Genomic DNA, 14,824 nt, shown 5'->3' with positions numbered 1-14,824 from the left:
CTTTTGATCTTCAGCAATCTCCAGATCACAAAAGCAAGATCAAAAGATCGCAGCCTTCGGCAGCTCCTACAGGGGAATGCGTGCACCACCAAACAACGAGGTCGAGCGCAGGTTCTGAGCATTGGGCAACCCGGCATGGATGCCGGGTTAACCGCGTACGGCCATGGATGGCCGATGGCGGCGGGCTCTGCAGGAGCGAGCTTGCTCCGGGCGGCGTTCCGACGAAAAACCTGAGAGCACCGCGGGATGTCAGGCTCCCCGCAGCATCGTTGACCTCCATCGCGAGCAATCGAGCGTCGACCGGCTGCTCCTACAGAAGAGAGAAGGGCAAAAAAAAACCGTCGATCTGCAGACCCGTCCAGCAACTGAACTGGTTTTTGCCCGTAATCTGTAGCTTCTAAAAAGCCACTAAGCCCTGATAATTGAATGATTACTTTCATCTCAAGGAATGAGTCATGGCAGGGTGTCAGGCTAAAACTTTTCAATGTGCGCCCTCGGTGCACACCTCCAATTTAGTTAGTTGTTGTGTAGCAGCCAAAGAGTCAGCAACAACTTCTTTCCTTATTTCTTGTGTTAAGTGTCTGTGGGACTCTGTCGGACGCTTCCTAGGACTTCGTCTCCAATCGAGAAAACCCTTGCCAGCCGGGCGCTACAGCCTTGTCTTCGGCGTGCGCAAGAAGGGTTGTTACGATTGTTTCAAGTGATTTCCAGAAAAATCAATTGCTAGCATTTGGCAATAAAGTCGATGACTCCATTCGTGCAGACAGTCCAGCGCAATGTGCTGTCCGCGCGATATTGAACTTACGAGTACCAGGTAAATAAAGATGACCAGCATCCATGACCAAGCGATGAACTATGTCTATCAACAAGTGCTGCAGCGATTGCTGGGTTTCTTCTCCCGTGCCGAGCGCACTGCATTGCAGTTGTTGATTCAACGTCTGGCAGTGGCGGCGGGAGGCATGGAGCGTATAGGTGATTACAAGGTGTTGGCCGTTCAGTCCGGGGCTCGCGACAACTGCTACAGCCTGGCGCTGTTGCGTGCGGCGCAATTGACCATCGCCACTCGGTCCCCGGCGACCTTCCAGTTGCGCATCGCCTCGTTGCGGTTGAACGGGACCAGCCGGGCGGCCGTGGGAAACATGCACCGGACCAACAGCGCACTGTTTGTCTATGACGATCCGCGGGTCGAAGTGCTGATGGTCGATGATCGGGAAGTCCTGCCGTTCGATCACCTGAGGCCGATCTCCGACGCCGGCCGTGAGTCCAGCCGCGTGAACCTGCTGCTGATCGGCCATCGCCGGGAATGGCACGGCGGGTTCGACCTGTGGGATGACGGATACCTGGCCACGGGAGAGTTCTACGGGCAAATCGCCCGCTGGGACGGTGGTGTCGACGCCTTGCTCGTCAGTGACACGCCGCGTCAGCAGAAACAGTTCATCGACGGCCTGAAGCGTGCCGCCACCAAGGCAGGGCTCAAGCCCTCGCACGTGGGCGAGGCCGGCCATGCGGGGTTGTTTGCATTGCTCGATGAGCTGGGCAGCGACTGTTATCAGGCGTTTTATGCCGATGACAGCCAGGCGCGATGGCGTCCTGAAGAGCGTTTTGAGACCTGCCGTCGTACCACCTGCATCGAGATTCACGACCTGCTGGTCAGCAACCTGGAAGAGCGCTGGTCATTGCTGACTGAATTTCTCGGCTTCCAGCCTGACGAACTGTCCGCGCAGATCAGCGACAACGAATTCGTCAGCGCGTCGATTTCGGCGCACGTGCGTGGGTTGCAAGCGAGCTTCGTGCAGGGCCGCGATTACCAGTCAGGCGTTGAGCAGTACCTGCAACGCGCCCTGGTGATGATGCGTCGCAAGCGCTTGCCCGAGCGTTTGTGCGAGCAGGCCATCGCGGTGTTCGGCAACCCGGCGACACTGGGCGATCAGCGTGCCCGCGCGGCGGCCGAGGCGCAAAAGAACCTGGGCCTGAGCGAAGCACAATTGGTGTGTCTGCTCTTTGCGCCTTTTATCGAAGAAGGTGCGGGGCTTGAGCGATTTTTGCGTCAGTGCCATCCGGGCATGCTGGTGGCCATGCCCGAGTTGCATCGGGCCATGCAGGGGCATCCGGTCGCCGAGCAGATCATGCAATGGATGATTGATGTCAGCGGATTGCCCGTCAGCCTGATTGGCCGGCTTTATCGCATGGAGCGGGCGCCAGGCAGCGGTGACGGGGCGCCCGAAGCACAGATCCAGGACGCCGCGTTGCAAGAGGCAGCGGGCGATCCTGACACCGGCACCACCTTGGTGGATGAATGGTCAGCGGGTCACTGAGGGTGAGCGGACTATCAGCCAGTGCGGTCGGCCTTCAGCCATGAAAGGTCCACGAGAAACGGATTTCGCCTATCAGGCCGTTTATCGCTATCTGGGCAGCCTGATCAATGAGTCCGAAGGAGATTCACGCATCCGCCTGCCGTCGCTGCGGCAGCTGGCAGAGCGCCTGAATGTGTCGATTTCGACCATTCAGTACGCCTATTCGCTGCTGGAGAAGGAAGGGCGTGTGTTTTCGGTGGCCAAGTCGGGTTATTACGCGTTGCCAGTGTCCTCTTACAACCCGCAGGACAGCGGCAGCGATCTGCTCGAAGCCGTCTATGTCAATGCCAGGCGTCCGGGGATGCTGGTCCTGAGCGCTGATGAACCGGCGTTGCTGCAGCCGCTCGACAGCCCCTTGTTGCTGCTGGAGCGAGAGTTGCTGCGCCAGTATCCAAGGCAGCCGCAGTCGCCCTCGCAACCCTGCGGCGAGCTCGAGTTGCGCACCGCCCTGGCAGCACGCTACACCACGTCTCCCATGCGTTACTGGCACGCCGATGATGTCTACATCGGCGCCGACCTTCGCGGCGTCCTGGAAATCCTCATCGCCGTGCTGGGCCTGAAGGACGCCACGGTCGTGGTTGAATCGCCGTGCGACTGGACGATCCTGCGTTTGTTTCAAGCCGCCTGCGTACGGGTGATCGAGTGGCCTGTGCAAGCCGATGGTTGCCTCGATCCGCAACGGCTGAAAACCTTGCTGGAGACCGAGCCGGTACGGCTGGTGCTGCTGTCATCGGCCCTGAACATGCCCCATGGCAGCCTGGCGCCTGAGGAAAATCGGCAGGCCATTGCCCGGCTGTTGGCCGCGCATGACAGTTGGGTGCTGGAAAACGACTGTTATGGCGAGCTCGGATTTGACCCGGGCGGCCTGCGCTTTCGCGACGTGCTGGACCCTGAACGGCTGATGGTGTTTTCCGCGTTCGAGAAAATCGTTGGACCGGAAGCGCCCTACGGCTACCTGCTTTCAAGGCACTTGAGCGCCGAGCTGCAACGGCACTTCCTGTTGCGTTCGTTTCGACTGTCGCCGATTCGCCAGAAAGCCATCGCCCGTTTGTACAGCAGCGGCCGCATCGATCAACACCTGCTGGTGCTGCGACGGCTACTCAAGGAGCGCAAGAGTCAAATGACCCAGTTGTTGCAGGAGCGACTGGGTGATGCCTTGCACTTCGTCGAACCGCAAGGCGGTGCAACGATCTGGGTGCGCTCGTTGCGCCGGGTCAATGTGCGCCGTGTGTTCCAGCGCCTGCTGGCACAGCAGGTGGTCATCGCGCCGGGGGAGTTGTTCAGCCTCCACGGTCTGCACGGGCAGCATGTGCGCCTGAGTCATACCTTCGGCGGCGATCACAACCTGGCGGCCGCGCTGGGACTGCTGGGGGATGCGCTGCGCCTGGAATCGATCGAGTGAGTGACAAAAAATAACAACCTCTACTGTGTGGGATCGATCCCATCGCGTTGCGGTCAAACTGCCAGTAAACTGCGACTCACTTCCTGAACCACTCTATTCCAGAGGTTTTGCATGACACTCAGTCCTTTTGCGGGTAAACCGGCACCGGCAGAATTGTTGGTCGACATCCCGCGACTGGTAACGGCCTATTACACCGGCCAGCCTGATGCCGCCATTTCGACCCAGCGCGTTGCCTTCGGCACGTCGGGGCACCGCGGTAGCTCGTTCGACCTGAGTTTCAACGAATGGCACGTGCTGGCGATCAGCCAGGCCATTTGCCTGTATCGCGAAGCTCAGGGCATCGACGGCCCGCTGTTCGTCGGTATCGACACCCACGCGCTGTCCACGCCGGCCGGTGCCAGCGCCCTTGAAGTGCTGGCGGCCAACGGCGTGACCGTGATGATCGCCGCGGGCGACGAGTACACGCCGACGCCGGCCATCTCCCATGCGATTCTCTGCTACAACCGTGGCCGCACCAGCGGCCTGGCGGACGGCATCGTCATCACGCCGTCGCACAACCCGCCACAAAGCGGTGGCTACAAGTACAACCCCACCAACGGTGGTCCGGCCGATACCCACATCACCAAGTGGATCGAAGCCAAGGCCAACGAATTGCTGGCCAACAAGCTCGCCGGGGTCAAGCGCATCAGCTACGAGCAGGCACTCAAGGCCAGCACCACCCATCGTCACGATTACCTCAACACCTATGTCGCCGACCTGATCAACGTGATCGACTTCGACGCCATTCGCGAAGCCAAGCTGCGCCTGGGCGTCGATCCGCTGGGTGGAGCAGGGGTGCGCTACTGGTCGGCGATTGCCGAACATTACCGTCTGGACCTGGATGTAGTGAACAAACAGGTCGACCCGACCTTCCGCTTCATGACCGTCGACTGGGACGGCCAGATCCGCATGGACCCATCCTCCAGCCACGCCATGCAAGGCCTGATCGGCCTGAAAGAGCGCTTCGACGTGGCGTTTGCCTGCGACCCTGACCATGACCGCCATGGCATCGTCACCCCGTCCGGTGGTTTGCTGGCACCGAACAACTACCTCGCGGTTGCCATCGACTACCTGTTCCAGAATCGTCCGCAATGGCGCGCCGATGCTGCCGTGGGCAAAACCGTGGTCAGCAGCGGCTTGATCGATCGCGTGGCCAAACGCCTGGGCCGTCGCCTGTACGAAGTGCCGGTCGGCTTCAAGTGGTTTGCCGACGGGCTGTTCGATGGCTCCCTGGGGTTTGGCGGCGAAGAAAGCGCCGGTGCCTCGTTCCTGCGCAAGGACGGCGGCGTCTGGAGCACCGACAAGGACGGCTTGATTCCGGCCCTGCTGGCTGCCGAGATGACGGCCCGGACCGGTCGCGATCCGAGCCAGGCGTACCGTGCCTTGACCGATGAACTGGGTGAGCCGTTCTCGGTAAGGGTCGACGCCAAGGCCAACCCGGAGCAGAAGGCCCTGTTGAGCAAGCTGTCGCCGCATCAGGTCACTTCGACCCAACTGGCCGGCGAGCCGATCCAGAGCATCCTCAGCCACGCACCGGGCAACGACCAGGCCATTGGCGGTCTCAAGGTCATGACCGAAAACGGCTGGTTCGCGGCGCGTCCGTCGGGCACGGAAGACATCTACAAGATCTACGCCGAAAGCTTTGTCAGCGACGACCACCTCAAGCAACTGGTGGCCGAGGCGCAAACGCTGGTGGATGGTGCCATTGCCTCGAAGTAAGCGCTGTAACTCCCACTGGAGCTGCATATAACCCTGTGGGAGCGAGCTTGCTCGCGATAGCGGTCTGTCAGTCAATATCAATGCTGGATGCCAGGCCGCCATCGCGAGCAAGCTCGCTCCCACAAAGGGTTTGCCGCAGCAACTAAAAAGGGGCGACCAACACGGTCGCCCCTTTTTTTTGCAATTGCGCTCAGTGAATCAAGCCAGATCCACCAACACGATCTCACTGTCCTCGATAGCCGTCACCCGCAGCACCTGCTCATCGGCCACCGCGACACCGTCTCGAGCTTGTGCGCGCAAACCATTGACTTCAATGACCCCGGTGGCCGGAACCAGGTAGGCACGACGACCGCTGTCCAACAGGTATTCGGCCGTTTCGCCGGCTTTCAGATTGGCGGCCACCAGCCGCGCATCGGCGCGGATGCGCAGGCTCTGCTCGTCGCCTTCCTTGCCGCTGGCCAGGGTGACAAAACCTTCGCGGTCGCCTTTCGGGAACGGTTTGGCGCCCCAGGACGGTGCCAGGCCGGTCTCGTTCGGGATGATCCAGATCTGGAAAATCCGGGTCGGCGTCGCTTCCAGGTTGTACTCGCTGTGGGCGATCCCGGTACCGGCGCTCATGACCTGGACGTCGCCCGCTTCGGTCCGGCCCTTGTTGCCCAGGTTGTCCTGGTGGGTAATGGCGCCTTCACGGACATAGGTGATGATTTCCATGTCCCGGTGCGGGTGCTGCGGGAAACCGGTACCGGGAGCGATCACGTCGTCATTCCAGACCCGCAGGTTGCCCCAGTTCATGCGCTGTGGATCGTAGTATTCGGCGAACGAAAAATGGTGATGCGCATCCAACCACCCGTGGTGAGCACCGCCAAGGGTTTTGAAAGGTCTGAGTTCAAGCATGATCGTCTCCAGAAAAGGTTCGTCATGGGGCGAAGCGCCTGAGCCACGAAGCGAGACCGGTGGTTGATGACGGCCATCATCCATCAGGCAACAATCGATAAAAAGCGTAAAAAATGCGCCATTCCCATCTAATCAATTGATATGAAATAGGCTCGAAACGCTCTCATCCAACCTTCACTTCATCGCATAAGCCAATGAGTCATAAGCAATTCACTAGAACTCAATGGCAAATGCAGACACCATAGCGCTCAACAGCCTCACACCCTGGAGTCAGTCCGCGTGCCGCAACACACCCCCGATCTTCCGCCTGAACTTCGCCCCCTGGCCGAGATGCCGCTGATCAAGCGCCTGCTCGCCCGGTTCTTCGGTTACAGCCTGACCCGCCTGCACGCACAGCATCGTGCGTCGTGGTTGCATGGCCAGGCCGACGGTTTTCGCAGCGGTCACAGCGCCGGGGTCGATTACGGCTACAGGGAAGGCAAGCTCGAGGGGTTGGAGGAGGGTCGCCAGGTCCTGCTGATCCGCGACTCGCGCTCCACTGAACACCGGCCACCGAATGTCGATGACCTGCTGTTCGACGATTGGCGCCTGCCGTTGAGCGCCGAGTTGAAGAAGCGCATGAAGGCGGATGTCGCCCGGCTGCTGCCGGCCCATGCCCAGCCCAGCGCCGCACAGTGGAAAATGATCTTCAGCGACACGCCGTCCACCTCGGTGATCGCCGGTGCCGGCGCAGGCAAGTCGACCACGCTGGTGTTGCGCATCTTGCTGTTGAGCCATTACCTGGGCTTCGAGCTGAGTTCGATGACGGTGGTGACCTTCACCCGCGAGTCGCGCAAGGACTTCATCAACAAGCTGATCGAACTGTTTGCGCTGTGGGGCCGCGCGATCAGTTTCAAGGAGGCACGGGACCTGGTGCGCACCTTTCACTCGCGGATCCTGCCGATGGTGCGCAGTCTTCCGGGTTTCGAGCGTTTGCAGGCCTTCGAGAACCTCAGCTTGCGGGCTGCACAGGGTGACGAGGAGGTCGACAGCAATCCGTTCGACCTGCGCATCAACGACGCTCAGCGCCAACAGCTCAACGCCTGCTATCACCGTCTGCACAGTAACGACGAGCGCTTTCGTGAGCTGATCAAGCCTTTGTCCCGGCATGCCTTGCAACTCAAGGAACTGGAGCGGGATCACCCCGATGTGCAGAAACGCATGGGCGTCACCGAGCTGGCGGCCAAGCGTGATGAAGAGTTGTGCGACGCCATTGAAGACCTGTGGTTTCGCGCCGGTGCCTGGCCCATCAAGGGCATCGAACCGAATCGCCAGTCGTTCGATATCAACGGGTCGACATTCCACTGTCACGGCTACATCCCGACGCTGGACGCCTGGGTGGTGCTGGGGTTCGATCCTCGGGAGAACCCGCAGGTCATGCGGCCCAATGCCAAGCTGACGGTGCGCGCAGAGTGGGCAGTAAAGCGCACCCTGTTTCAAGCTTTCTGCCGTAAACCTTTGATATGGCTGGATAGTTACGAATCATCAAGGCGTGTTTTGGCCTCGCTGGCGGGGGATGCCAGCGCCGGGCCGGGCTTCGATTACAAGGTCAAGGGCGAGCTCGCTTCCGCACCGTTGCTCGATTGCTTTGTCGCCGCCGCCGGGTTCATCGAAAACCTCGGGCTGGATGTGCCGAGTGCCGTGGGACAGATGAGCTTCGCCAAGGACGATCCCGACCGGTTCTTCTTCGAGGCCCTGAGCCTTTACTGGCGGGCGCTGGAAGATCATTTGCTCGACCAGAAACCGCCGATCATGACCTACAACCGGATGTTCGCCCTGTTCAGCGAGCATTCGCCGGAGAACCTCAAGTTGCTGAGTGATGAGCTGCTGCGGCCGCTGTCACACCTGATGATCGACGAATTCCAGGACGTCTCGCCGCAAATCGTTTCCTGGATCAGGGCCAGCCTGGCAGAGATCCGCAGTCGCGGGCCGGCCATGCACGTCGGACGGGGTGCCCAGCGTTCCTCGCTGCTCTGTGTGGGCGATGACTGGCAATCCATCTATGGCTGGCGCGGCAGTTCGCCAAGCTACTTCATGGAGTTCAACAAGGAGTTCCCGTCGCCGAGCACCACCAAGGTCATGCTCAGCGACAACTACCGCAGCCACCAGCACATCATCGATGCCGCCGAGCACATCGTGCGCGCAGCGCCGGCGATTGCCGGGAAGAAAGCCAAGGCCAGCGGTGAACCCAAGGCATTGCTGCCGGTGAGCGTCCTCGATCGTGATGACCAGGGCATGGCGCAGCGCCTGATGGAGCATTACCGAAAGGGTGATTCAATCTTGATGCTTTATCGAAAAAGTAGCGATAAGTCATTGATAGAAGAGCATATTCAGTCGGTAGTTAATGTTGATTCGAGCTTGCCCCATGAAGCTCGCAGGCTCAAGCAACTGACGTATCACAGTGCCAAGGGCCTGCAGGCCGATGCGGTGTTTTTGCTGGGTGACTGCCAACACCTGACCAGTTCGCCCTACAAGAATCAGGTATACCGGATGGCGGGCCTGGGCAAGGCCGGCGACAGCGAACCCTACGACAATGCCCAGAAGGACGAGATCCTGCGGCTGGCGTACGTGGGTATTACCCGTGCCGTCAGCCATTGCTACTGGTACGTCGATGCACAAGACACCCAGGCCGCGAACATGCCCAAGGCGTCCGACCGGATCGGCAAGGGCAAGGCGTTCTTTTCCGACCATCGAAAAAGTCAAACCACCGCCTGACCTTGTAGGAGCGAGCCTGCTCGCGATGGTCGTTAACGATAACGTGTATTTACTGGCTAAACGCGGCGCACTTGAGTCCATCGCGAGCAGGCTCGCTCCTACAAGGAACATCGCTCAACAAAAAGCCCACTTGATGTGGGCTTTTTTGGGAGTGGACAGGCGTCAGGCATAACTCCTGAAGGCTTCCGGTGGAACGAAGGCTTCAAGTTCATCCTCCACCGCTTCGATTATTCGTTCTACATCCGCGGCATTCATGACGGTGGCGCAAGGAATACCGGCAATGGCGATCATGGTCTCGCCAGTGGCACGATCGAAAAGACGGGCAATCATGCTGCCCGGCGCGTCCATGCTCGCCTCGAAACCCATGGGATGAAAATGCCAGCGCATCAGCTGGCAGGCGTTTGGAAACGTGACCTTACTGAACCCTCTATTCATGTGTTGCCCGCCTTCATTATCGAGCGCTTCCTTTAGCTCATGGTAGGAGGGAAGAACCTTCAATGGCTCAACCAGTGACAGTCTTTAAAAGTAGCATCCGAATGTGAAAAAGAATGGGGTTTTTTCAGGTCGTTTGGCGATTGCCGCCATTTTTTTGATTCAGGTCACGCTTCCTTGATATTGGCGGCCCGAAGCCCGCATCCGTTTAGTCGTTGAAGACAAAGCGGAAGTTGGGCAAGCTCGGTTTTTTCCGTCGAGACTTTCAATGCACGCCGAGGATGATGGCCCGCTGCAAACCCAGGCCACGGGCGAGACGGTCATGCGCTATCACTTGCGCTGGAAACACCGGGACCTGGACGGCGTCATGGCGCTCTATCACCCGGAAGTCCAGTACAACGACTTTTTCCAGAACCGGGTCATGGGCCTGGCCGAACTGCGCGACTATGTGCGCAGCAGCATGCCCCGGGATGCGGATGAAGCGCTGGAGCACTCCGACCGTATTCGACTGGACGGCAACACCGCCTTCATTCAGTACCGCATCACCCTGCGCGGTGGTGAAGGACTGGTGTCGTTCCGCGCCAGCGAGGCGATCACCGTCAAGGACGGGCTGATCTGGCGGGTCAATGAATACGCTTCGCTGGTGCATGAGCAACCCGTCAGCAAAACTACCCCCGGCCAGCGCCCGGCGGTCAGCCGGCTCGGCCTGTCGCCTCGCCAGTTGAGCTTCATGGCCGATGACCTGCAGCAGTATTTCCAGCGCCAGCAGCCGTATCTTGACCCGGAGCTCGACCTGCAACGGGTGGCGAAGGAGTGCGGGTACAGCCGTAACCAGATTTCCTATCTGTTGAACCAGGTACTGGGCCAGAGCTTCTACCGCTACGTCAACCAGGCGCGCCTGCAACACTTGCTCGCGGCACTGGATGACGCCACGCCACCGTTGCGTATCGATGAACTGGCGTTCGCCGCCGGATTCAATTCGCTGTCGGCGTTCTACAGCTGTTTCCGCCAGCACACCGGCCAGTCACCCAAGGCTTACGTCAAACAAATTTCTTTGCGTGCACGCGCGCAAGACAGCGCCTGAGCCCACGCACTAGGATCGACGCCATCGAAGTTTTTCAGTGGCGGAGTCTTGCATGCCGGCGTGGCGCACTATCAGTTTGTGGATGGACCAACTCGACGAGCCTTTGTTGGCGCGTCCGGCGCTGGAGCGGGACCTGGATGTGGACGTGGCGATCATCGGCGCGGGCTACACCGGTCTCTGGACCGCGTACTACCTCAAGCAGCAGAAACCGCAGCTGAACATCGCCATTGTCGAAGCGCAGACCGCCGGTTTCGGCGCGTCGGGGCGCAATGGCGGCTGGCTGATGGGCAACTTGCTGGGTGAAGACCGCCTGCTGGCCGGTCTGCCGGCCCAGGAGCGCCGCGCTTCCTACGATTTGTTGCATGGCATTCCGGATGAAGTGGAGATTGTCCTCGAACGTGAGGGTATCGACTGCGATTTCCGTAAAGGTGGAGTGCTGTATTGCGCTGCGCGTTATCCGGAGCAGGCGACCAGCCTGCGTCACTACCTGGACGATCTCCATCGCCAGGGCCTCGACGACAACCACTATCGCTGGCTGAGCCCGGAACAACTGGCACAGCAGATTCGCGTTGCCAAACCCTATGGCGGCATCTATGCGCCGCACGTGGCGACCATCCACCCGGCCAAGCTGGTACGCGGGCTGGCCCGGATGGTGGAGCGCCTGGGGGTGAGGATCTACGAAAACAGCCCGGTCACCCATTGGCAATCCGGCAGCCTGCGCACGGCGAAAGCGTCGGTGCGCTGTCACTGGGTCGTTCCGGCAGTAGAAGGCTACGCCGTCACCTTGCCGCCCCTGGGGCGTTATCAGATGCCGGTGCAGAGCCTGATCGTCGCGACCGAGCCCTTGTCGGCGGCCACCTGGGATGAAATCGGCCTGAGCCGTGGCCAGGCGTTCAGCGAGGCCAGTCGCCAGGTGACCTACGGCCAGCGCACCGCTGACAACCGTTTGATCTTTGGCGCCCGTGGCGGCTATCAGTTCGCCGGCAAGCTGCGCCACGACTTCGAGCTGACCACGGATGAAAAAGACCTGCGGCGCTACCTGTTCGGCGAGCTGTTCCCGCAGTTGAAGAACGTGCAGATCACTCATTCCTGGGGCGGCAACCTGGGCATGTCCCGGCACTTCAAGCCGCACATGCTCTGCGACCGGGCCAAAGGCATCGCCTTGTCCGGCGGCTACGGCGGGGAGGGCGTTGGCGCCAGCAACCTCGGTGGACGCACGCTGGCCGACCTGATCCTGGGGCGCGACACCGATCTGGTGCGCCAGCCGTGGGTCATCCCGCAGCGGGGCCTCGACGCGCTCAGGGCCTGGGAGCCGGAACCGATTCGCTGGCTCGGCTACAACGCAATCATCCGCAGCTTTGTCCATGAGGACCAGACCCTGGCCAACCCGGCTACCGCGCCCTGGCGGCGCAAGCTGGCCAGCGGGGTGGCCGGTTTCATGGAAGGTTTCATGCACTAAACGGCGCGCTCTTCATCGACAGGCCATATCGACAGGTATTCCCATGAGCATCACGCAATTCAAGCACACCGCAACCCTGAAACTGGAGGAATCCAACCCGGTCGCCGTGCCCCTGGGCACGCCCGTGGCCGTGGCTTCGACTACCAGCGTCGAACGCGACGATGGCGTCGAGACCGGCGTCTGGGAATGCACCCCGGGGCGCTGGCGGCGGCAGATCGTCGCCCAGGAGTTCTGTCACTTCATCCAGGGCCGCTGCACCTTCACCCCGGACGGCGGTGAACCGCTGTACATAGAAGCGGGCGACGCACTGATGTTGCCGGCCAACAGCCTCGGTATCTGGGATATCCAGGAAACCGTGCGCAAGACCTACGTCCTGATTTTCTGATCCTTGATTGCCTGCCAACAAAAACAACCTACAGGAATCGACTCATGCTCCGAAAGACACTGACCCTGGCTCCGCTGCTGCTGGTTGCATCGATCAGTCAGGCGGCCGAAACCGTCAAAATCTATAACTGGTCGGATTACATCGCGCCGGACACCACGAAAGACTTCCAGAAAGAAACCGGCATCGGCTTCACCTACGACGTCTATGACAGCAACGAAACCCTCGATGGCAAGCTGATGACCGGCAAATCCGGCTACGACGTGGTGTTTCCGTCCAACCACTTCATGGCGCGGCAGATTGAGGGCGGCGCACTGAAGAAGCTCGACAAGAGCCAGTTGCCGAACTGGAAAAACCTCAACCCGGTATTGCTCAAGGCCTTGCAGACCAACGATCCGGGCAACGAGCACGGCTTCCCGTACCTGTGGGGCAGCACCGGCATCGGCTACAACGTTGCCAAGGTCAAGGCGGTGCTGGGCGACAACGCCCCGGTGGATTCCTGGGACTTGATTTTCAAGCCCGAGAACATGCAGAAGTTGCAGAAGTGCGGCGTGGCGATCCTCGATAACGGTCCCGAACTGCTGCCGGCCGCATTGAACTACCTCGGGCTGCCGCCCCACAGCAAGAACCCGGAAGACTACAAGAAGGCTGAAGCCTTGCTGTTGAAAGTGCGGCCGTATGTCAGCTATTTCCACTCGTCCAAGTACACCAGTGACCTGGCCAACGGCGATATCTGCGTCGCGGTCGGTTTCTCCGGCGACATCCTGCAGGCGGAAAACCGCGCCAGGGAAGCCAATAATGGCATCGATATCGGTTATGCGATTCCCAAGGAAGGCGCCGCCATCTGGTTCGACATGGTCGCGATGCCGGTCGACGCTCCCGACGAAAAGGCCGGTTACGCCTTCATGAACTATCTGCTGCGCCCGGACGTCATGGCCAGCGTCAGCAACTACGTGCACTACGCCAATGGCAACGAGCAGGCTGACAGCCTGATCGATCCGGCGATCAAGAACGACACCAAGGTTTACCCAAGCCCGGAAATGATGGGAAAACTCTTTGCCCTGGAAGCCATGCCATTGAACATCGACCGGGTTCGCACGCGCGTGTGGAACAAGATTCGCACCGGCAGCTGAAGACCGGTCAGGCAATCGGGACAGGATGTCCCGTTGCCATCTTTGTCAGCCGACCGGCTCGGCTGCGCAACTCATCTGGCCTGAGCCGGGTATCTGGAAAAAAACCTCTTCGCCGATTTGCCAGAAGCTGTAGCTGCCTTTGTAATCCTTGCCCCTGTACTGGGTTCCGGAATTGTTCGGCACCTGGTTCAGCGTCACCGAGGAGTTGGCCCATTTGAGGAACACCACGCCCGGTTCGACCGTAAAGAAAGTCGCGGCAACCAATGCGTTGAACCCTGCGCAACGATAAGCCAAGGGGCCTTCGGAGAGCCTGCTGGGGTCCTTGGTTCTGGCAATGGCCGAACCCTGGCGCAGTTGGAACGCACGCTCGGCATAACTGGCGATGACGCACCCCTTGGCTTGCGGCCCGGCACCACACTGGTTACGGGACTCCATCCAGAACCGCTGGTCTATTTCGACTTTATTCGGGCGCGGTACTGAATGTTCGTCGGTGAGCGCCAGGCGATAAAGACGATCGAGCTCCAGGTCCATGCGCGCCAGCTGAGGGTCGTGACAGATAAGCTTTTCGGTGGATGCCTGGGGCGTGGTGCAATCGAAACTGGTTTTGTAAGTTGGCAAGGGTTTTGGCTTTGCCTTTGTCGCGGCGTCGCAAAGGCTCGCCGTCACGCACGCGCTGACGGCGAGCACAGAGGCCAGAAGTGGCATGACCATTTTCATTTCGGCGTCACCTGAGTCTATGCGTGATGCCCGTATTGCAACGCCTGTGTCGAAGCGTTGCACAGTCATTCGGTCGCACGGGGTCTATCGAGTGTAAGGCAGTGCTCGAAACCTGCCACATCGTGCCAGGAGAAACGTCAGTCTTCCTCGCGAATCGTCGCCACTTCATCGGCCCTGACTTTCACCTTCGCTCCCGAAATGTCCTCGAACTCAAAGAACCCGTCCTTGGTCCTGGTATTCGGCATGTCCTTGGTCAGGTACTGAGTGCCGTTCTGCAGGGTCACCACCGTCGGCGTCGAGCAGCCGGCCAGCATCAGCAGGGCCATTGCGGCCAGGGGTAAACCCAAAGTCTTGATGTCCATGATCACCTCCCGTTCGTTTTGAAGCTGTAGATCCGCTCGCGCCTGTCACTGCATGCCTATGGCGGTTGGTGCCGCCAGGGGGCAGAAAGTTCT

At 60.1% G+C, this 14,824-nt stretch carries 13 protein-coding genes; 9 read left to right on the top strand and 4 right to left on the bottom strand.

The window, feature by feature from the left end:
• The 4 genes from AC07YV_RS22680 to pgm all read left to right on the top strand — a co-directional run.
• Positions 1-234: hypothetical protein (locus AC07YV_RS22680; RefSeq protein ID WP_494990354.1), on the top strand; the 234-nt coding region annotated here is incomplete at its 5' end.
• Positions 235-824: 590 nt separating this feature from the next.
• The gene (locus AC07YV_RS22675; RefSeq protein ID WP_102701361.1) at positions 825-2,315 is read left to right on the top strand and encodes a hypothetical protein; all 1,491 of its coding nucleotides are present in this window, start codon (positions 825-827) and stop codon (positions 2,313-2,315) included.
• A 40-nt stretch (positions 2,316-2,355) separates the two neighbouring features.
• Complete coding sequence (locus tag AC07YV_RS22670; protein ID WP_102701362.1) at positions 2,356-3,756, top strand: aminotransferase-like domain-containing protein; 1,401 nt, start codon at positions 2,356-2,358, stop codon at positions 3,754-3,756.
• A 111-nt stretch (positions 3,757-3,867) separates the two neighbouring features.
• Positions 3,868-5,514 (top strand): phosphoglucomutase (alpha-D-glucose-1,6-bisphosphate-dependent), encoded by a 1,647-nt coding sequence (pgm, locus tag AC07YV_RS22665; protein WP_102701363.1) that lies wholly within the window; start codon positions 3,868-3,870, stop codon positions 5,512-5,514.
• Positions 5,515-5,712: 198 nt separating this feature from the next.
• Here the strand turns inward: pgm and AC07YV_RS22660 are convergent, their stop codons facing one another.
• Entirely contained in the window at positions 5,713-6,408 is a 696-nt protein-coding gene (locus tag AC07YV_RS22660; protein WP_102701364.1) for a pirin family protein, read from the bottom strand.
• A gap of 279 nt (positions 6,409-6,687) precedes the next feature.
• On the opposite strand from AC07YV_RS22660, the gene AC07YV_RS22655 reads away from it, so the two are divergent.
• Complete coding sequence (locus AC07YV_RS22655) at positions 6,688-9,162, top strand: UvrD-helicase domain-containing protein (RefSeq protein WP_102701365.1); 2,475 nt, start codon at positions 6,688-6,690, stop codon at positions 9,160-9,162.
• 162 nt (positions 9,163-9,324) lie between these two features.
• On the opposite strand, the gene AC07YV_RS22650 is transcribed toward AC07YV_RS22655, so the two are convergent.
• On the bottom strand, positions 9,325-9,597 hold the full coding sequence (locus AC07YV_RS22650; RefSeq protein ID WP_102701366.1) for a DUF1652 domain-containing protein: 273 nt from the start codon (positions 9,595-9,597) through the stop codon (positions 9,325-9,327).
• Between the two features lie 265 nt (positions 9,598-9,862).
• Between AC07YV_RS22650 and AC07YV_RS22645 the strand changes: the two genes are divergently transcribed.
• Genes AC07YV_RS22645 through AC07YV_RS22630 form a run of 4 tightly spaced genes read left to right on the top strand, consistent with a single transcriptional unit; the run spans position 9,863 to position 13,652 of the window.
• Positions 9,863-10,678, top strand: a complete 816-nt coding sequence (locus tag AC07YV_RS22645; protein WP_102701367.1) for a helix-turn-helix transcriptional regulator — start codon at positions 9,863-9,865, stop codon at positions 10,676-10,678.
• A 52-nt stretch (positions 10,679-10,730) separates the two neighbouring features.
• Positions 10,731-12,137 carry an NAD(P)/FAD-dependent oxidoreductase gene (locus AC07YV_RS22640; protein ID WP_102701368.1) on the top strand — a complete coding sequence of 469 codons (1,407 nt, stop codon included), beginning with the start codon at positions 10,731-10,733 and terminating at the stop codon, positions 12,135-12,137.
• A gap of 43 nt (positions 12,138-12,180) precedes the next feature.
• Positions 12,181-12,522, top strand: a complete 342-nt coding sequence (locus AC07YV_RS22635; RefSeq protein ID WP_102701369.1) for a cupin domain-containing protein — start codon at positions 12,181-12,183, stop codon at positions 12,520-12,522.
• A 44-nt stretch (positions 12,523-12,566) separates the two neighbouring features.
• The gene (locus tag AC07YV_RS22630; protein WP_102701370.1) at positions 12,567-13,652 is read left to right on the top strand and encodes a polyamine ABC transporter substrate-binding protein; all 1,086 of its coding nucleotides are present in this window, start codon (positions 12,567-12,569) and stop codon (positions 13,650-13,652) included.
• A gap of 45 nt (positions 13,653-13,697) precedes the next feature.
• On the opposite strand, the gene AC07YV_RS22625 is transcribed toward AC07YV_RS22630, so the two are convergent.
• Together AC07YV_RS22625 and AC07YV_RS22620 are read right to left on the bottom strand one after the other, a co-directional pair.
• A complete protein-coding gene (locus AC07YV_RS22625) occupies positions 13,698-14,369 on the bottom strand; it encodes an MliC family protein (RefSeq protein WP_102701371.1) in 672 nt (223 codons plus the stop codon).
• A gap of 137 nt (positions 14,370-14,506) precedes the next feature.
• Positions 14,507-14,731, bottom strand: a complete 225-nt coding sequence (locus AC07YV_RS22620; protein WP_102701372.1) for a YgdI/YgdR family lipoprotein — start codon at positions 14,729-14,731, stop codon at positions 14,507-14,509.
• Positions 14,732-14,824 lie beyond the last annotated feature (93 nt).

It is taken from the genome of Pseudomonas sp. GW456-E7, from assembly GCF_059424105.1.
This window is presented reverse-complemented; position numbering and strand designations above follow the sequence as displayed.